The sequence below is a fragment of the Escherichia sp. WS1450 genome (genome assembly GCF_046487395.1).
Classification (GTDB): Bacteria; Pseudomonadota; Gammaproteobacteria; order Enterobacterales; family Enterobacteriaceae; genus Escherichia; species Escherichia coli.
Window position 1 is genome coordinate 40,121 of the sequence record NZ_JBJQJO010000012.1, and the last position, 18,074, is coordinate 58,194.

Below are 18,074 nucleotides of genomic sequence, written 5' to 3' on the forward strand. Positions count from 1 at the left end.
CCCCGTTAGCTAAAATACCGCGTCGAATTCATCGACGCGGTAACATATTAAATATTATTTTTTGCCGATAGCACGCATAGTGTCATCAATTGCCGTGATCAACAGCATTTGCGGGTCTTTAGCGCAAACCTGATTCAGTTTTTCTACCACTTTGGCGCTCAGTTCCGGAGATTGCTCAATTTTTAAATCACGGCTGGCAACGCTGGCATTACCCATTACCGCAACAATTTCTGCAACCTGTGCGCTGTCAGTTTTTGCCATTTCGTTGGCTTCTGCGCAAGTAATATAGGTTTCTGACGGCAAACCGTTTTTAATATTGTAGTCCTGCGCCCAGGTCATTGGTGCGAAAACAAACAGACCCGCCAGTAAAGCAAATTTTTTCATCATCATTCCTTATTTCATTTTACCCAGAATTGCACCACCCGTACCGCCAATCACGGCACCTTTAATCGCCCCTTCGAGGCCATTGCCGGTCAGAACGCCAGTGACAGCACCAACGGCGGCACCCACTTTTGCACCTTTACGCGCATTTTTACCGTCGCGGCCTTTTTCTGTTACTGCACCAACACCAGCGCCAACAGCTGCACCTTTCAGTACGCCATTAACACCATTGCCAGTAAGTAAACCAACGCCTGCGCCTAGCAATGCACCTTTCGTGGTGCGATTCATATCCGCCATCGCTGGCGTGGAGCAGAACAATGCTGAGATAAGCCCGAAGGCAAGTATTTTTTTCTTCAACTTAGATGTCCGGTATTAAGTAAGTTGCACACACAATAATTTCGTCTTCAATTAAGATCTGCTTAACTAAAGAACGCTCGCTATTATTCAGATAATTCAAAATGAGCGTGACTGTGATGATAGGAATTATGTTTTTTACGGGAATGAGAATAATCTCAAATGAGAAATAACTCATTGATTGACAATATTTTTATTCAAGAATTGTCATTGACTGTTAATACAATGTTGTAAAGGTAAGATAATCTGATTTATCAATATTATTGTGTGATTTTTATGTGAGCAGAAGATATTCATCAGCAACGATTACATTAGTCATTTTATTTTGCCGACGGCCTCATTTTCGAAAGATAAGCGTACGACAGTATTATCTGAAAAGAGTGATTTTTTATCCAACTACACTTCAGCGCATTGCGTTTAAAAAATGCCTCTTTCTTATGCGGGATATCATCATTTCATCATGATGTCTTTGGTGAGCGGTGAACACAATACACCTGCGCTGTCTCTTCAGGATGAATCCCCTGGTCTGGTGCCTGCGGGCTGATGTTGCAGCCGAGCTTAGGTTACTTAGACGCTACTCAGTATTCATTTTTCAGAGGATGAAATTTATGAACAGAATCAGTCGCTATTATTTTCACCGCTCAGTACTTTCCTTATTGATAGCTGCCATGATATATGCCCCGCCTGGGATGACGGCCTTCACTTCTAATGTTATTGGCGTTGTAAATGATGAGACTGTAGACGGCAGCCAAAGAGTAGATGAACGAGGTACAACAAATAATGCTCATATCATCAATCACGGCAATCAGGAGGTATATGGCGGGATTTCTAATGGAAGTGTTATTGATACTGGTGGACATCAAGAGGTATCTGGTCATGGCTCTTATCAGGGGCAGGCTAATAATACAGTCATTAACGGTGGCAGCCAGACAATTAGTGAGGGAGGAATTTCTACAGGGACGATAATTAACGATAAAGGAACAATGTCAGTTTTAACGAATGCTAAAGCTGATGCGACCCGAATAGATAACGGCGGGGCCATGGATGTTGCCGGGAACGCGACTAATACCATAATTAATGGCGGTACACAGAATATTTATAATCATGGTATTGCTACGGGAACCAATATCAACAGTGGCACGCAAAATATCAAGAGCGGCGGGAAAGCTGACACAACAAATATCTCTTCCGGGAGCAAGCAGGTTGTTGAGAAAGGAGGTACGGCAACTGGCAGCAATATTCGCGCCGGAGGCACGCTGATTGTCGATACCGGCGGTATCGCACATGGGGTTTACCTGGACACGGGGAGCGCTTTAGTTGCCAATACGGGCGCGGGGACTGATATTGATGGATACCAGAGGTCATCTCACTTCACTATTACCGGAGGCAGGGCTGAGCATGTTGTGCTGGAAAATACCGGCCAACTGACGGTCGTAGCTCAAACCTCGGCGGTAGATACCATCGTTGATGCTGGCGGTAAGCTGATTGTCCACGAGGAGGCCGTAGCATATACCACCAGACTTAACAATGGCGGCATACTCGATGTGCGGGAGAAAGGCAGCGCAACGGGGATACAGCAGAGTAGTCAGGGCGCGTTGGTTGCAACCACCAGGGCGACGCGGGTCACAGGGACACGCTCTGATGGCGTCGCGTTCAGCATCGAGCAGGGTGCGGCGAACAATATCCTGCTGACAAATGGCGGCGTGTTAACCGTGGAGTCAGACACCACTTCCGCCAAAACACAGGTCAATGCGGGCGGTCGGGAGATCGTCAAAACAAAAGCCACTGCGACAGGCACGACGCTCACTGGCGGTGAACAAATCGTCGAGGGTGTGGCAAATGAGACAACAATTAACGACGGCGGAATACAAACAGTTTCAGCTAACGGAGAGGCAATAAAAACAACGATCAATGAAGGCGGAACGCTGACAGTCAACGATAATGGCAAAGCGACAGATATCGTCCAGAACAGCGGTGCCGCTCTCCAGACGAGCACGGCTAACGGTATTGAAATCAGCGGTACGCACCAGTACGGCACCTTTTCCATTGCCAGCAATTTAGCGACCAATATGTTGCTGGAAAATGGCGGTAATTTATTGGTATTAGCAGGTACCGAAGCCCGTGACTCCACGGTTGACAAGGGTGGTGCAATGCAAAACCTGGGTCAGGACTCCGCCACAAAGGTTAACTCTGGTGGGCAATATACCCTTGGGCGGTCAAAAGATGAGTTTCAGGCTCTGGCCCGGGCAGAAGATCTCCAGGTTGCTGGCGGGACAGCAATCGTCTACGCAGGTACGCTGGCGAATGCATCGGTCAGTGGCGCGACAGGAAGCCTGTCGTTAATGACGCCACGGGATAATGTTACGCCAGTAAAACTTGAAGGGGCGGTCCGGATTACCGATAGCGCGACATTAACTCTGGGAAATGGTGTCGATACGACGCTTGCCGACCTGACGGCTGCCAGCCGGGGCAGTGTCTGGCTTAACAGCAATAATTCCTGTGCAGGCACCAGCAACTGCGAATATAGAGTAAACAGTTTGCTACTCAACGACGGTGATGTTTATTTATCAGCGCCTGCCACAACTAACGATATCTACAATACGCTGACCACCAGTGAACTTTCCGGCAGCGGTAATTTCTACCTGCATACCAACGTTGCAGGCTCCCGGGGCGATCAACTGATCGTCAACAACAACGCCACTGGTAATTTTAAAATCTTTGTTCAGGATACCGGCGTCAGCCCTCAGTCTGACGATGCGATGACGCTGGTGAAAACAGGGGGAGGGGATGCGTCGTTTACGCTGGGCAATACCGGCGGTTTCGTTGATCTTGGGACCTATGAGTATGTCCTGAAAAGCGACGGCAACAGCAACTGGAACCTGACTAATAATGTCAACCCAAATCCAAATCCGAACCCGAACCCGAACCCAAATCCGAACCCAAATCCGAACCCAAATCCAAATCCAAATCCAAATCCAAATCCAAATCCAAATCCAGACCCGACTCCCGAGCCAACGCCGACACCCGTTCCGGAGAAACGCATCACGCCTTCTACGGCTGCCGTACTCAATATGGCAGCAACATTACCGTTGGTCTTTGATGCTGAGCTAAACAGTATTCGCGAGCGGTTGAACATAATGAAAGCGAGTCCACACAACAATAATGTCTGGGGGACGACGTATAACACCCGTAATAATGTCACCACCGATGCGGGTGCCGGGTTTGAGCAGACGCTGACCGGAATGACAGTGGGGATCGACAGTCGTAATGATATTCCTGAGGGGATTGCGACGCTGGGCGCTTTTATGGGTTATTCCCATTCACATATCGGTTTTGATCGTGGAGGACATGGCAGTGTGGGCAGTTATTCTCTGGGGGGCTATGCCAGCTGGGAACATGAAAGTGGTTTCTATCTGGACGGTATCGTGAAGCTGAACCGCTTTGAAAGTAACGTAGCCGGTAAAATGAGCAGCGGTGGAGCCGCCAACGGCAGTTATCATAGCAACGGGCTGGGGGGGCACATTGAAACCGGGATGCGATTTACCGATGGTAACTGGAACCTGACGCCGTATGCATCGTTAACGGGGTTCACCGCTGATAACCCCGAATATCATTTATCCAATGGCATGGGGTCGAAATCAGTCGATACCCGCAGTATATATCGTGAACTGGGCGCAACGCTGAGTTACAACATGCGTCTGGGGAACGGCATGGAAGTTGAGCCGTGGCTGAAGGCTGCTGTGCGCAAAGAATTTGTCGATGATAACCGGGTGAAAGTGAATAATGACGGTAATTTTGTCAATGATTTGTCGGGCAGACGTGGAATATACCAGGCAGGTATTAAAGCCTCATTCAGCAGTTCGTTAAGCGGGCATCTCGGGGTGGGGTATAGCCATGGTGCCGGTGTGGAATCCCCGTGGAACGCGGTGGCTGGTGCGAACTGGTCGTTCTGACCATCAACGATTAAACTGCGCTTCGGCGCAGTTTTCGTTTACAGGGTGTTAAAAGGGAAAATTCTGCGGCAAAAAAAGCCCGCCAGTTACGGCGGGAAACCTCATCCTATGGGAGAACAATGAATAATGAAATTGCGGGGTTATCATCTCCCAGTATACCCATGCTAACAATAAGGTTATTTACTCAGCCAGGTATAAACATTTTGTTCTGTGTGGGGGAACAGCATTAAGGTGTAAAGGGGGGGGGAAGCAATGAGTAGTATCAGCAAGAATACTCTAGGCTTTTACCACAACGTGGATGAGAGGGATGAAAAACTCAAGGCAGAGATGACTCTGCCTTGAAGATAAATGCGCTTTTACAGCGGGCTTATTTCAGCTCTTCTGCTTCCGGTAAGGTCACGTTCAGCTCAAGAATAGAAATATCGCCATCTTTTTGCTCAAGCTGTACGGTTACCATCTCAGGATCAATTTGTACGTATTTACAAATGACCTCAAGAATATCTTTACGCAACTGCGGCAGATAGTGCGGTTCTGCATCGCTGCGACGGCGTTCAGCAACAATAATCTGCAGCCGTTCTTTTGCAATGTTGGCCGTGTTTTTCTTCCGCGAGAGAAAGAAATCGAGTAATGCCATAACTTATCCTCCGAACAAGCGTTTGAGGAAGCCTTTCTTCTCTTCTTCAATGAAGCGGAAAGGACGTTCTTCTCCCAACAGACGTTCTACGGTATCTGCGTAGGCTTTACCCGCATCGGCGTTAATGTCGAGAATGACCGGTTCACCCTGGTTAGAGGCGCGCAATACTGATTGATCCTCAGGGATCACACCGACGAGTTTGATGCGCAGGATCTCCAGCACATCTTCCATGCTCAGCATGTCACCTCTGCTTACGCGGCCTGGGTTATAGCGCGTTAACAGCAGGTGCTCTTTAATAGGCTCTTCGCCATTTTCTGCGCGGCGTGATTTCGACGCCAGAATGCCTAAAATACGGTCAGAGTCGCGTACTGAGGAGACTTCCGGGTTGGTGGTAATAATGGCTTCGTCTGCAAAATAGAGTGCCATTAGCGCACCGGTTTCAATCCCTGCCGGGGAGTCACAAACGATAAATTCAAAATCCATCGCTTTCAGATCATCAAGAACTTTGGCGACCCCTTCACGGGTGAGGGCATCTTTATCGCGTGTTTGCGATGCCGGAAGAATATAGAGATTTTCAGTACGCTTATCTTTAATTAACGCCTGATTTAGCGTTGCATCGCCCTGAATGACGTTGACGAAATCGTAAACGACCCGGCGTTCGCAACCCATAATCAGGTCGAGATTACGCAGGCCGATATCAAAATCTATCACGACAGTTTTCTTTCCCTTCTGGGCCAAACCAGTGGCGATGGCCGCGCTGGAGGTTGTCTTACCAACACCCCCTTTGCCCGAAGTAACAACAATAATGCGTGCCATAGAAATTCCTTGTTAAAAAGGGATCAATTTAACGGTTGAACGGTCAAAGCGTTTTCGACTAACTGCAGTCGCGCCGCTTTGCCATAAAATTCTGCTGGGATTTGATCACTCAGCCAGTATTCACCTGCGATGGACACCAGTTCCGCCATCAGGTTCGTGCAAAATATTTGCGTTTCTCGGTCACCACTTGCCCCTGCCAGCGCACGACCGCGCATCATGCCATAGACATGAATGTTACCATCGGCAATCAATTCGGCCCCAGCGCTAACGTGGCTTGTAACAATCAGATCACATTGTGGAGCATAAATACGCTGACCGGAACGCACCGGGGTATCTATTAAACGCGTTTTTGTGACCGGCGTTGTATTTTGCGCTGGAGCCTGCGGTGCGGGAGCTGGACGCGGCGCTTTTTCCTTTCCTTCCGTCAGGATAGGCAGCCCCATTTTTTCAATTTCGGCTTTAAGTTGCGCATCTTTGCAGCCACTTACGCCAATAACCCGCAAACCGGTTGCCGAAACCGCCTTATGCATCGCTGACCAGTTTACCGGGTCTTCCAGTGCACTGACGTTGAGTACAACGGGGGCATGTTTTAAAAATGCGGGGGCCTGAGCGATTTTGTCTTCCAGCGCCTGATGGATAACCTTAGGTTCTGCCTCATGCAGATGAACCACAGATAAAGTGAAGCTACTGCCTTTAAGCTCGATTGGCGTGTTTGACATCCTGGCCTTACTCAATTAGCTATTAATCATCGCCAGCGCGCGATGATGTTCCGAAGACTATAAGGCATGTTATAGTCTGGATTATATTGAGGCAAGTCACCCTCCCATTTATTCAGAGTAAAAGTCTATTCTGTGATAAATGGCGCTGATTCATAGCTTAAAAAATACCCTTGTCAATCAACCCATTGCCGTCGTACTTTTGATTGTTCTTATTTACGCTTCCTTTTTCCGCACCCTAATCGTGACAGCATCTTCAGGCCTGTTTAAATATCCAGTATTGAGGCAAGTGTATTTTTTCACCACGCCAGGCTTTCTTAACTTTCCATTTTTTGCGGCATCATTAAAGAACAGATACCCGTTATCTTAATATCCGCCACAGAATTGCTCTATCATAGAAACCGCAGAAGACGTCTGATACTTCTGTCAGGTCATCGTAACTCGTCCAGGTCAGCGGTTTTGATTACGGATTGATGATGAAATGAGCATAAGTGTTGTACGGTTGGATTATCAGGATGTGCTATGAATATGATGCGTATTTTTTATATCGGATTGTCAGGTGTGGGGATGATGTTCTCATCAATGGCGTCTGGAAATGACGCTGGCGGACTTCAATCTCCGGCGTGCGGCGTTGTTTGCGACCCGTATATTTGTGTGAACTCAGATGGCATTTCCCCAGAGTTAACAAGGAAATATCTCGGCGAAAAAGCCGCTGAAAACTTACAATCATTACAAGGCTACGATCCCAGCGAATTTACATTCGCTAACGGTGTATTTTGCGATGTTAAAGAAAAATTATGTCGTGATGATCGTTATTTTGGTGTGAATGGTAAGCGGAGTGGAAAAATCAATCAAACCACCACAAAGATGTTATTTATGTGTCGTGAGTGATGTCTTGTTTACATTATGTTCTATTCGTCATTAACCTCTTGAGCGACAGAGAGGAGTGGGGCGTTAACGTTTATGACGGGGAGAGTCCCCGTCGGTTGACATTTACTTAATTTGAATATCGACGTTATATTTTTTAGTTTTGTTTTTACGGGCGTCGTTTCGAGTTTGCAGCACTCGCAGCTCATATTTGCCAGAAGCAGGGAGTGAGTATTGTCCGTGACTATCGAGTTCTGGGGAATATCTGGATAAATCAACAGAATCATCGATTCCTGGCCCGAAGAGGTAAGTATCAGCGCCTTCATTAGAGATACTCACATGCACTTTCTGACCTTTTTTGGCATAAAAGGTATATGTATCGTAATCGTATCCCTTTATTTCGCCGGAGTACTGAGCGCTGCTATGGCCTTTTCTGAACTCAACATTGACATTCTTACCCGCAGCAAAGCTCGTGGAGGTTAGCAGTGCAAGCAATAATACAGCCTTACTGATGCTCTTGATTTTCATAGGTAGTCTCCTGTTCAGAATGAGTACGATGAACTGTTATAATATAACAATCCCTTACGGGAGAATTCCAGTGGCTTTCCTGCGTTCGGTAAAATCCCGTCGCGGCATTTTTGCCGGGGGGATTACTTATAAAGGGGGCATGGACTCAACAAACCGTAGAAATCTACAGCTGGCTGGCTTGTGGCGCGGGTTTCATTGATGTTAGCTTATGCCAAAACCTGGCATCTTAAAGAGTAAAAGTATGTTTTGTGTGATTTATCGAAGCAGCAAGCGTGACCAGACCTATTTATATGTCGAAAAAAAAGACGATTTTTCGCGTGTTCCTGAGGAACTGATGAAAGGTTTTGGTCAGCCTCAGTTAGCGATGATTCTGCCGCTGGATGGGCGGAAGAAACTGGTCAATGCCGATATTGAAAAGGTTAAACAGGCATTAACCGAGCAAGGTTACTATTTGCAGTTACCGCCACCACCCGAAGATTTGCTGAAGCAACATCTTTCCGTCATGGGGCAGAAAACACACGACACGAACAAATAACCGATATCCGGCGGTGGCATTATCTTTGTCGGCGCGGGTTTTCATATCCACGATAAGGTGAGGGGAACGTTATGTATCAACATCACAACTGGCAAGGTGCGCTGCTGGATTATCCGGTGAGTAAAGTAGTCTGTGTTGGCAGTAACTATGCCAAACATATTAAAGAGATGGGCAGCGCAGTGCCCGAAGAGCCAGTGCTGTTTATTAAACCAGAAACGGCACTGTGCGATCTGCGGCAGCCATTGGCGATCCCATCCGATTTCGGTTCAGTTCATCATGAAGTCGAACTGGCGGTGTTGATTGGCGCGACGCTGCGTCAGGCTACGGAAGAGCATGTCCGTAAAGCCATTGCCGGTTACGGCGTGGCGCTCGATCTGACATTGCGTGATGTTCAGGGAAAAATGAAGAAAGCCGGGCAGCCGTGGGAAAAGGCCAAAGCGTTTGATAACTCTTGTCCGCTTTCCGGGTTTATTCCCGCGGCGGAATTCACCGGCGATCCGCAAAATACAACGCTGGGCCTGAGCGTAAACGGCGAACAACGCCAGCAAGGTACGACTGCGGACATGATCCATAAAATCGTTCCGCTGATCGCTTATATGAGCAAGTTCTTTACCCTCAAGGCCGGTGACGTTGTGCTGACAGGCACGCCTGATGGCGTCGGCCCGTTGCAAAGTGGTGATGAGCTGACAGTCACTTTCGATGGGCATTCTTTGACAACTCGCGTTTTGTAATACTTTTTGTCGCCTGAAAGCGGCGGCAAAACTTGCATCGCTGTGCCAGACTGGTTATAAGGTGCGTTTTAACGTAATGGCGGAACACCTGATGAGCGATGTACCTTTCTGGCAAAGTAAAACCCTGGACGAAATGAGCGATGCGGAATGGGAGTCGTTGTGTGATGGTTGCGGTCAGTGTTGCCTGCATAAACTGATGGATGAAGACACCGACGAAATCTACTTCACTAACGTCGCCTGTCGCCAGCTCAATATTAAAACCTGTCAATGTCGGAACTACGAACGTCGTTTCGAGTTTGAACCTGACTGCATTAAATTAACCCGTGAAAATCTGCCAACATTCGAATGGCTGCCAATGACCTGCGCTTATCGCTTGCTGGCGGAAGGTAAAGATTTACCTGCGTGGCATCCGCTGCTTACTGGTTCGAAAGCGGCAATGCATGGCGAACGTATCTCTGTGCGTCATATCGCAGTGAAAGAATCAGAAGTGATTGACTGGCAGGATCATATCTTAAATAAACCTGACTGGGCGCAGTGATAAATTTAATAGATGTTGATGGGGGCTTTCTTAATATACGTCTGGATACTCGCCATTTCGTAGCCCTGTTTTTGAAAGCGCTCTGTCATAATGAGAGTTACCCGATACCTTATTATCAACAGGTAACTCTCAATCTTTAAAAAACGTCTGTATTTTTAAATGTGATAAGCTTTATACCTTGAGTACATGGAGAGAATAATCGCTTATCAGACTTCAGGTACCTCAAAGAGTGTCTTCTTACCGTGTCTTTTCTGATACTCATTACAGGTGTTAATCATTTTTTTGGCCGCTTCTTTTAGCAAAGAAAGCATTAAATCATCATAATCAACATAGAATCTGGTTGTTTCAGTTTCCGTTTTTATCTCCCCGATGGCGGCTATTTCGGTGGTTAATTTCAATTTGGCGGCATCGATATCTTTATTCGCTTGTTTAACCGTGTTAGACAGGGTGGTAAAGAAACTCTGCACAGATTTTAACTTGTTCTTCAATTCTGGAATCAGTTTCCCTTCAACTACGCCCGCAGCAATAGAATAGGAAATGATTAATCCAAATGGACCAGCGACGACACCGGCTGCGGCACCGGCATACGCTTCCTTCCTGATTTTATCTACCTGTGACTGGAAATAGCTGATTTTTTCTGAAAAATCATTGGTTAACTGGCTATCTAACGCCAGCAGTTTCCCGGAAGCGTTGTTGAAACTTTGTGAGCTTACCAGCAGGGATTTTTGCGCTTCATTCAGCTTCGTGATGCCGTCATCCAGTACCTTAATGAGAATGTCTTTCTGGGCGGATGCTTTCTTCTCATTGTACTCATCAAATAGCAAAATATACGCTGCGAGCAATTGCGTCGCAACACCACACCATTCATACACCGTTTGGGTTGCTTCAAAATACTTATCCTGGCTATCCATAAGTAAGGTTTTAATATCGCCAACTAAAACGGAGGCTGCCTGTGAATACTCCTGTTTAAAGCGACTTAACTCTTTTATGGTTTCATCGAAGGTCTGCCAGGGGATGACCTGATCGAGATATTTATTATAAAGGTCTAATGCTCCATCTGCGGTTTCGATTGCGTTTTTAACTACCTCTACCGTTTTATCTGCAACGATTTCAGTCATAATCATTCGCCTCTTTAAATATATAAATTGTAATGAAACTCCTGTTTTACAACTATTAATGAATTTTACTTCATCTAATTCATAGTTAGGCGGGCGAGATGCGTCAATGTCTTTATTTCTATTAATATGATAAATATCAAACAATGTTTAATGTCATTATGGCGAATGCTTCTATTCTATTTTTTAGCCGGGTGATATTTTTCATTTCTGCTGGATGAGCGTCGTCGCCAGAAGGCGCGTGAGCACAGGATAAGAGAACGAAAAATCAGCAGTCTATGCAGCGACAAATATTGATAGCCTGAATCAGTATTGATCTGCTGGCAAGAACAGACTACTGTATATAAAAACAGTATAACTTCAGGCAGATTATTATGTTGTTTATCAAGCCTGCGGATCTCCGCGAAATTGTGACTTTTCCGCTATTTAGCGATCTTGTTCAGTGTGGCTTTCCTTCACCGGCCGCAGATTACGTTGAACAGCGCATCGATCTGAATCAACTGTTGATCCAGCATCCCAGCGCGACTTACTTCGTCAAAGCAAGTGGTGATTCTATGATTGATGGTGGGATTAGTGACGGTGATTTACTGATTGTCGATAGCGCTATTACCGCCAGCCATGGTGATATTGTCATCGCTGCTGTTGACGGCGAGTTTACGGTGAAAAAATTGCAACTACGCCCGACTGTACAGCTTATTCCCATGAACAGTGCATATTCACCCATTACCATCAGTAGCGAAGATACGCTGGATGTCTTTGGTGTGGTGATCCACGTCGTTAAGGCGATGCGCTGATGTTTGCCCTCTGTGATGTAAACGCGTTTTATGCCAGCTGTGAGACGGTGTTTCGCCCTGATTTATGGGGTAAACCGGTGGTTGTGCTATCGAATAATGACGGTTGCGTTATCGCCCGAAACGCTGAGGCAAAGGCGCTTGGCGTTAAAATGGGCGATCCCTGGTTCAAACAAAAAGATCTGTTTCGCCGCTGTGGCGTGGTTTGCTTTAGCAGTAACTATGAGCTTTACGCCGATATGAGCAATCGGGTGATGTCGACGCTGGAAGAGCTATCGCCCCGCGTCGAGATTTACAGTATTGATGAGGCATTCTGCGATCTGACCGGTGTGCGTAATTGTCGCGATCTGACTGATTTGGGCCGAGAAATTCGCGCAACGGTGCTACAACGTACCCATCTTACTGTTGGCGTGGGGATCGCCCAGACCAAAACGCTGGCTAAGCTTGCCAATCATGCGGCAAAAAAATGGCAGCGGCAGACGGGTGGGGTGGTGGATTTATCAAATCTGGAACGCCAGCGTAAATTAATGTCTGCTCTCCCCGTGGATGAAGTCTGGGGGATTGGACGGCGGATCAGCAAAAAACTGGACGCGATGGGGATCAAAACCGTTCTCGATTTGGCGGGTACAGATATCCGGTTTATCCGTAAACATTTTAATGTCGTGCTCGAAAGAACGGTGCGTGAACTGCGCGGTGAACCCTGTTTGCAACTGGAAGAGTTTGCACCGACGAAGCAGGAAATTATCTGTTCCCGCTCGTTTGGTGAACGCATCACGGATTATACGTCGATGCGGCAGGCCATTTGTAGTTACGCTGCCCGGGCGGCGGAAAAACTTCGCAGTGAGCATCAATATTGTCGGTTTATTTCCACGTTTATTAAGACGTCACCATTTGCGCTCAATGAACCTTATTACGGCAATAGCGCGTCGGTAAAACTGCTGACGCCCACTCAGGACAGCAGGGATATCATTAACGCCGCTACGCGATCTCTGGATGCCATCTGGCAAGCGGGCCATCGTTACCAAAAAGCGGGCGTGATGCTGGGGGATTTCTTCAGTCAGGGAGTCGCGCAGCTCAATTTATTCGATGACAACGCACCGCGCCCCGGGAGTGAGCAATTGATGGCGGTAATGGATACGCTAAATGCTAAAGAGGGCAGAGGAACACTCTATTTTGCCGGGCAGGGGATCCAGCAACAATGGCAGATGAAGCGTGCCATGCTTTCACCACGTTATACAACGCGAAGTTCTGATTTACTGCGGGTCAAATAAACATAGCGGCAGGAAAAAAGCGCTCCCGCAGGAGCGCTGAATGGATTAGCGACCGAACAGGTCACGTTTTTTCGCTTTAAACGGCTGGGAAATCACCACCAGCACCGCGACAATCAGGTAAGCGATAAAAATACCGAGCAACCACTGCGGCATTTCCAGACCTAAAAAATCCCACTGACGCTCGGCGCAATCGCCAGAGGCGACAAACACTTGCGGCACCCATTTATCCAGCGGCAGCCATTCCGGGAAACGAACCATAAAATCACAGGTCGCAAACGGCGAAGGATAGAGTTGAAGCATGGTGTGCTCGTAAGTTAACTGTACACCGCGGAACGCACTATACAACCAGATAACCATCGCTACATAACGCAGCGGAGTTTTCGGGGCGATCGCGCCAATCAGCGCAGCACCCAGAACGCCGAATAATGCGCAGCGTTCATAAATACAGAGCACGCAAGGTTTCAGTAACATCACATGCTGGAACCACAGTGCCGTCAGTTCCAGTGCCAGAGCGGTAAACGCCATCAACAGCCACGCGCCCCGGCCTTGTGAACATTGGTTCAAAAATCGCAACATAATCATTTCCCTGCAATATGCATAGAGTGCGCAGTTTAAACCAATTCATTCGCTGCGCCACCAGGAGGCAGCAAAAATAGGACGCAATTGGACAATTATCGGGCGAAAAGGCAAACCGGGCATTTATATGCCCGGTAAGTTGTTATCAAAGCGTTGCTATCCAGCCCATTTGCATAAACCATTCGGTTACAGGGGCAAGCGTAAACTCGACGCAAAGTAGTCCGACGAGTGTCAGGACGAGGGTGTAAGGCAGGGCCATCCACACCATGCGGCCATAAGAGAGGCGAATCAATGGCGCGAGTGCAGAGGTCAGCAGGAACAGGAACGCAGCCTGACCGTTCGGCGTAGCGACAGAGGGCAGATTGGTACCGGTATTAATGGCGACCGCCAGCAGCTCGTATTGCTTCAACGTGATAGCGCCACTTTCCATTGCCGCTTTCGCTTCGTTGATATAAATCGTCCCCACGAAGACGTTATCCGAAATGGATGACAGCAGACCGTTGAAAATATAGAACAGCGACAGCTGAGCATGTTCCGATGCCTGCAACACAAACTGAATAATCGGCGAAAACAGTTGTTGGTCGATAATCACCGCGACTACCGAGAAAAACACAGTCAACAGTGCGGTGAATGGCAGAGATTCGGTGAAGGCTTTACCGATAGCATGTTCATCGGTGACACCGGTCAATGATGTCGCCAGAATAATGACTGACAAACCAATCAAGCCAACTTCCGCCAGATGCAACGCCAGCGCAGTCACCAGCCAGACGCCAATAATCGCCTGGACAATCAGACGGATTTTATCCTGACGGGTACGCTGGTGGCGGCTTTGATCGTCAAACTGTTGCAACACTTCGCGGACTTTCTCCGGCAGCGTTTCACCGTAGCCAAACCAACGCAGCTTCTCTACCAGCAGGCAGGTTAACAGGCCACAAATCAGAACCGGAACGGTCACTGGCGACATGCGCAGGAAGAAATCGCCAAAATGCCAGCCAGCCGCTTTAGCGATGATCAGGTTCTGTGGTTCGCCCACCATGGTCATCACGCCGCCTAATGCAGTGCCGACACCGGCATGCATCATCAGGCTACGCAGAAAGCCACGGAACTGTTCCAGAACCACTTTGTAATGCTTGTCGATATGACTATCGTCTTGCAGGTCGGTATCTTCGGTACGGGAAGAGGCTACGCGGTGATAAATACCATAAAAACCGACAGCAACGCTGATCACCACCGCCACGACGGTTAAGGCATCGAGGAACGCGGAGAGGAACGCCGCCGCCACGCAAAAAGAGAGCGACAGCAGCATTTTGGAGCGAATGCTTAACAGCAAACGGGTAAATATGAACAGCAACAGCTGTTTCATAAAATAGATACCCGCCACCATAAACATCAGTAACAGCAAGACTTCAAGATTTGCCGCCACCTCTTCACGGACGTGTTCCGCGCTGGTCATGCCGATGAATACCGCTTCGATAGCCAACAGACCACCGGGGAGCAGCGGGTAGCATTTCAGGGCCATCGCCAGAGTGAAAATAAATTCCGCTACCAGCAACCAGCCCGCGACGAAAGGGCTGATGAGGAAAATTAACGGATTTACGATTAAGAAAATGATGAGGGCGAGTTTGTACCAGTCGGGGGACTGGCCCAAAAAATTGCGCCATAGCGCGCGGCCCCAGGAGATCTCCATGATGGTTTCCCTTACCTTACAAATAATCAATGATGTTTTTATGTTTAAACGCAAAGCTTAACGGTCAGGCAGGAGTGAGGCAAGTCTTGATAGTCAAGGGGAAAGAGATGCGGAAAATGAAGCCTTGATCCCTTTTTTCTTCTTTTTGTCTGCTATCAGCGTAGTTAGCCCTCTGGTATGATGAGTCCAACTTTGTTTTGCTGTGTTATGGAAATCTCACTATGGTCATTAAGGCGCAAAGCCCGGCGGGTTTCGCGGAAGAGTACATTATTGAAAGTATCTGGAATAACCGCTTCCCTCCCGGGACTATTTTGCCCGCAGAACGTGAACTTTCAGAATTAATTGGCGTAACGCGTACTACGTTACGTGAAGTGTTACAGCGTCTGGCACGAGATGGCTGGTTGACCATTCAACATGGCAAGCCGACGAAGGTGAATAATTTCTGGGAAACTTCCGGTTTAAATATCCTTGAAACACTGGCGCGACTGGATCACGAAAGTGTGCCGCAGCTTATTGATAATTTGCTGTCGGTGCGTACCAATATTTCCACTATTTTTATTCGCACCGCGTTTCGTCAGCATCCCGATAAAGCGCAGGAGGTGCTGGCTACCGCTAATGAAGTGGCCGATCACGCCGATGCCTTTGCCGAGCTGGATTACAACATATTCCGCGGTCTGGCGTTTGCTTCCGGCAACCCGATTTACGGTCTGATCCTTAACGGGATGAAAGGACTGTATACGCGCATTGGTCGTCACTATTTCGCCAATCCGGAAGCGCGCAGTCTGGCGCTGGGCTTCTACCACAAACTGTCGGCGTTGTGCAGTGAAGGCGCGCACGATCAGGTGTACGAAACAGTGCGTCGCTATGGGCATGAGAGTGGCGAGATTTGGCACCGGATGCAGAAAAATCTGCCGGGTGATTTAGCCATTCAGGGGCGATAATCCCTTCCGTTTAAAAAGCAAACCCCTCAAACGAGGGGTTTTTGTTGTTTTTACAGATTTCCCATTCTCGGCGGGCAACGTTCCAGCAACTCGACGCTGCCGTCTTCGTTTTGCTGTTCCAGCATTACATCAAATCCCCACAGGCGATGCACATGCTTCAGTACTTCTTTGCGCCCCCGATCCAGCGGTGCGCGATTATGTGGAATGTAACGCAGCGTCAGCGAACGGTCGCCGCGCAAATCCACGTTCCAGATCTGAATATTCGGCTCCAGATTACTTAAATTATATTGAGACGATAACCGGTTACGGATCTCCCGATAACCTTCTTCATTATGAATAGCGGAAATCTCCAGATAATTATGCCGATCGTCATCCAGCACGGTGAAGAAGCGGAAATCACGCATCACTTTCGGTGACAGGAACTGGCTGATAAAACTCTCATCTTTGAAATCACGCATCGCGAAATGCAGCGTTTCCAGCCAGTCGGAACCGGCGATATCCGGGAACCAGTATTTGTCTTCTTCCGTTGGCGACTGACAAATCCGTTTAATATCCTGGAACATGGCGAACCCGAGGGCATACGGGTTGATGCCGCTGTACCACGGGCTGTTATAGGGCGGCTGGAAGACCACATTGGTGTGGCTGTGCAAAAACTCCAGCATAAAACGTTCCGTTACTTTCCCTTCATCATACAGATGGTTAAGGATGGTGTAGTGCCAGAAGGTCGCCCAGCCTTCGTTCATCACCTGAGTCTGTTTTTGCGGATAAAAATACTGGCTCACCTTACGCACAATACGCAGAATTTCACGCTGCCATGATTCCAGCAGTGGCGCATTTTTCTCCATAAAATAGAGCAGGTTTTCTTGTGGCTCGGACGGATAGCGGCGCGCTTCAGCAACCGTTTTCTCTTCCTCGCGCTTCGGCAGGGTACGCCAGAGCATATTGACCTGACTTTGCAGATACTCTTCGCGACTTTTCTGCCGGGCTTTCTCTTCTTGCAGCGAGATTTTTTGCGGGCGTTTGTACCGGTCCACGCCGTAGTTCATCAGCGCGTGGCACGAGTCCAGAAGCCGTTCTACTTCATCAACGCCATAACGTTCTTCGCACTCGGTAATATATTTACGGGCAAAAATCAGATAATCGACAATCGAACTGGCGTCGGTCCAGCTACGGAATAAGTAATTGTTTTTGAAGAAAGAGTTATGCCCATAGCAGGCGTGTGCCATCACCAGCGCTTGCATGGTAATGGTGTTTTCTTCCATCAGGTAAGCGATACACGGGTTAGAGTTAATGACGATTTCATAGGCCAGTCCTTGCTGACCGTGCTTATACAGCCGTTCAGTCTCGATAAACTTTTTACCGAATGACCAGTGCGGATAGTTAATGGGCATGCCGACGCTGGAGTAGGCATCCATCATCTGTTCTGAGGTTATCACTTCAATCTGGTGCGGGTAGGTATCCAGCCGGTAGAGTTTCGCCACCCGGTCTATCTCTGCCAGATAAACATCCAGCAGGTCGAACGTCCAGTCGGGTCCATCGCTCAAACGTGTGGTGTCCTTATTCATAGAATCGATCGTCGCCATACGCGCACCTCATTGTTGTCGGCGCTCTCTGTGTGGAGCACCTCATTTCAAGCATAG

At 48.1% G+C, this 18,074-nt stretch carries 21 protein-coding genes; 10 read left to right on the forward strand and 11 right to left on the reverse strand.

From position 1 onward, the window contains the following. Window positions 1–54 precede the first annotated feature (54 nt). From ACJHYR_RS15555 to ACJHYR_RS15565, 3 genes are read right to left on the reverse strand one after another with little or no spacing between them, the layout of a single operon-like run. Entirely contained in the window at window positions 55–390 is a 336-nt protein-coding gene (locus ACJHYR_RS15555) for a YmgD family protein (RefSeq protein ID WP_000979977.1), read from the reverse strand. Between the two features lie 3 nt (window positions 391–393). Beyond that, window positions 394–738: a YMGG-like glycine zipper-containing protein gene (locus ACJHYR_RS15560; protein WP_000726974.1), complete on the reverse strand. Its 345-nt coding sequence runs from the start codon at window positions 736–738 to the stop codon at window positions 394–396. A 1-nt stretch (window position 739) separates the two neighbouring features. Continuing rightward, entirely contained in the window at window positions 740–913 is a 174-nt protein-coding gene (locus tag ACJHYR_RS15565; protein WP_000120099.1) for a hypothetical protein, read from the reverse strand. 100 nt (window positions 914–1,013) lie between these two features. On the opposite strand from ACJHYR_RS15565, the gene ACJHYR_RS15570 reads away from it, so the two are divergent. The 3 genes from ACJHYR_RS15570 (at window position 1,014) to ypjA (ending at window position 4,688) form a co-directional block, all read left to right on the forward strand. After that, entirely contained in the window at window positions 1,014–1,199 is a 186-nt protein-coding gene (locus ACJHYR_RS15570) for a hypothetical protein (RefSeq protein WP_071593608.1), read from the forward strand. Next, window positions 1,160–1,279 carry a hypothetical protein gene (locus tag ACJHYR_RS15575; protein ID WP_001131446.1) on the forward strand — a complete coding sequence of 40 codons (120 nt, stop codon included), beginning with the start codon at window positions 1,160–1,162 and terminating at the stop codon, window positions 1,277–1,279. Before ACJHYR_RS15570 ends, ACJHYR_RS15575 begins: the two co-directional genes overlap by 40 nt. A gap of 64 nt (window positions 1,280–1,343) precedes the next feature. Beyond that, window positions 1,344–4,688, forward strand: a complete 3,345-nt coding sequence (gene ypjA, locus ACJHYR_RS15580) for an adhesin-like autotransporter YpjA/EhaD (protein ID WP_215466729.1) — start codon at window positions 1,344–1,346, stop codon at window positions 4,686–4,688. A gap of 367 nt (window positions 4,689–5,055) precedes the next feature. Here the strand turns inward: ypjA and minE are convergent, their stop codons facing one another. The 3 genes from minE to minC are packed head-to-tail and all read right to left on the reverse strand — an operon-like array spanning window position 5,056 to window position 6,857. Continuing rightward, complete coding sequence (gene minE, locus ACJHYR_RS15585; RefSeq protein WP_001185665.1) at window positions 5,056–5,322, reverse strand: cell division topological specificity factor MinE; 267 nt, start codon at window positions 5,320–5,322, stop codon at window positions 5,056–5,058. Between the two features lie 3 nt (window positions 5,323–5,325). Then, the gene (gene minD / locus ACJHYR_RS15590) at window positions 5,326–6,138 is read right to left on the reverse strand and encodes a septum site-determining protein MinD (protein WP_000101055.1); all 813 of its coding nucleotides are present in this window, start codon (window positions 6,136–6,138) and stop codon (window positions 5,326–5,328) included. Between the two features lie 23 nt (window positions 6,139–6,161). Beyond that, window positions 6,162–6,857, reverse strand: a complete 696-nt coding sequence (gene minC / locus ACJHYR_RS15595; RefSeq protein ID WP_000072536.1) for a septum site-determining protein MinC — start codon at window positions 6,855–6,857, stop codon at window positions 6,162–6,164. A 519-nt stretch (window positions 6,858–7,376) separates the two neighbouring features. On the opposite strand from minC, the gene ACJHYR_RS15600 reads away from it, so the two are divergent. Next, on the forward strand, window positions 7,377–7,745 hold the full coding sequence (locus tag ACJHYR_RS15600) for a YcgJ family protein (RefSeq protein WP_001056842.1): 369 nt from the start codon (window positions 7,377–7,379) through the stop codon (window positions 7,743–7,745). A gap of 102 nt (window positions 7,746–7,847) precedes the next feature. On the opposite strand, the gene pliG is transcribed toward ACJHYR_RS15600, so the two are convergent. Further along, entirely contained in the window at window positions 7,848–8,249 is a 402-nt protein-coding gene (gene pliG, locus ACJHYR_RS15605) for a g-type lysoyme inhibitor PliG (RefSeq protein ID WP_000695220.1), read from the reverse strand. A gap of 241 nt (window positions 8,250–8,490) precedes the next feature. On the opposite strand from pliG, the gene ACJHYR_RS15610 reads away from it, so the two are divergent. The 3 genes from ACJHYR_RS15610 to ACJHYR_RS15620 all read left to right on the forward strand — a co-directional run bounded on the left by ACJHYR_RS15610 (window position 8,491) and on the right by ACJHYR_RS15620 (window position 10,053). Next, entirely contained in the window at window positions 8,491–8,784 is a 294-nt protein-coding gene (locus ACJHYR_RS15610; protein ID WP_001376831.1) for a YcgL domain-containing protein, read from the forward strand. 71 nt (window positions 8,785–8,855) lie between these two features. Next, window positions 8,856–9,515, forward strand: a complete 660-nt coding sequence (locus ACJHYR_RS15615) for a fumarylacetoacetate hydrolase family protein (RefSeq protein ID WP_000284277.1) — start codon at window positions 8,856–8,858, stop codon at window positions 9,513–9,515. Between the two features lie 91 nt (window positions 9,516–9,606). Beyond that, the gene (locus ACJHYR_RS15620) at window positions 9,607–10,053 is read left to right on the forward strand and encodes a YcgN family cysteine cluster protein (protein ID WP_001306825.1); all 447 of its coding nucleotides are present in this window, start codon (window positions 9,607–9,609) and stop codon (window positions 10,051–10,053) included. Between the two features lie 206 nt (window positions 10,054–10,259). Here ACJHYR_RS15620 and hlyE read toward each other — a convergent pair whose 3' ends face one another. Further along, window positions 10,260–11,171, reverse strand: a complete 912-nt coding sequence (hlyE, locus tag ACJHYR_RS15625; RefSeq protein WP_072837492.1) for a hemolysin HlyE — start codon at window positions 11,169–11,171, stop codon at window positions 10,260–10,262. A 371-nt stretch (window positions 11,172–11,542) separates the two neighbouring features. Here hlyE and ACJHYR_RS15630 point away from each other — a divergent pair, with 371 nt between their 5' ends. Both ACJHYR_RS15630 and umuC read left to right on the forward strand, forming a co-directional pair. Continuing rightward, window positions 11,543–11,962, forward strand: a complete 420-nt coding sequence (locus ACJHYR_RS15630) for a translesion error-prone DNA polymerase V autoproteolytic subunit (RefSeq protein WP_000897378.1) — start codon at window positions 11,543–11,545, stop codon at window positions 11,960–11,962. Continuing rightward, window positions 11,962–13,230 carry a DNA polymerase V catalytic protein gene (gene umuC / locus ACJHYR_RS15635; protein WP_000457637.1) on the forward strand — a complete coding sequence of 423 codons (1,269 nt, stop codon included), beginning with the start codon at window positions 11,962–11,964 and terminating at the stop codon, window positions 13,228–13,230. Before ACJHYR_RS15630 ends, umuC begins: the two co-directional genes overlap by 1 nt. A 45-nt stretch (window positions 13,231–13,275) precedes the next feature. Here umuC and dsbB read toward each other — a convergent pair whose 3' ends face one another. Next, window positions 13,276–13,806, reverse strand: coding sequence for a disulfide bond formation protein DsbB (gene dsbB / locus ACJHYR_RS15640; protein ID WP_000943459.1), 531 nt, complete (start codon window positions 13,804–13,806; stop codon window positions 13,276–13,278). A gap of 145 nt (window positions 13,807–13,951) precedes the next feature. Then, window positions 13,952–15,493: a Na(+)/H(+) antiporter NhaB gene (nhaB, locus tag ACJHYR_RS15645; protein WP_000406391.1), complete on the reverse strand. Its 1,542-nt coding sequence runs from the start codon at window positions 15,491–15,493 to the stop codon at window positions 13,952–13,954. 221 nt (window positions 15,494–15,714) lie between these two features. Here nhaB and fadR point away from each other — a divergent pair, with 221 nt between their 5' ends. After that, window positions 15,715–16,434 carry a fatty acid metabolism transcriptional regulator FadR gene (gene fadR / locus ACJHYR_RS15650; RefSeq protein ID WP_000234823.1) on the forward strand — a complete coding sequence of 240 codons (720 nt, stop codon included), beginning with the start codon at window positions 15,715–15,717 and terminating at the stop codon, window positions 16,432–16,434. Between the two features lie 50 nt (window positions 16,435–16,484). Here the strand turns inward: fadR and ACJHYR_RS15655 are convergent, their stop codons facing one another. Further along, window positions 16,485–18,017, reverse strand: coding sequence for a SpoVR family protein (locus ACJHYR_RS15655; RefSeq protein WP_000190855.1), 1,533 nt, complete (start codon window positions 18,015–18,017; stop codon window positions 16,485–16,487). Between the last annotated feature and the right edge of the window lie 57 nt (window positions 18,018–18,074).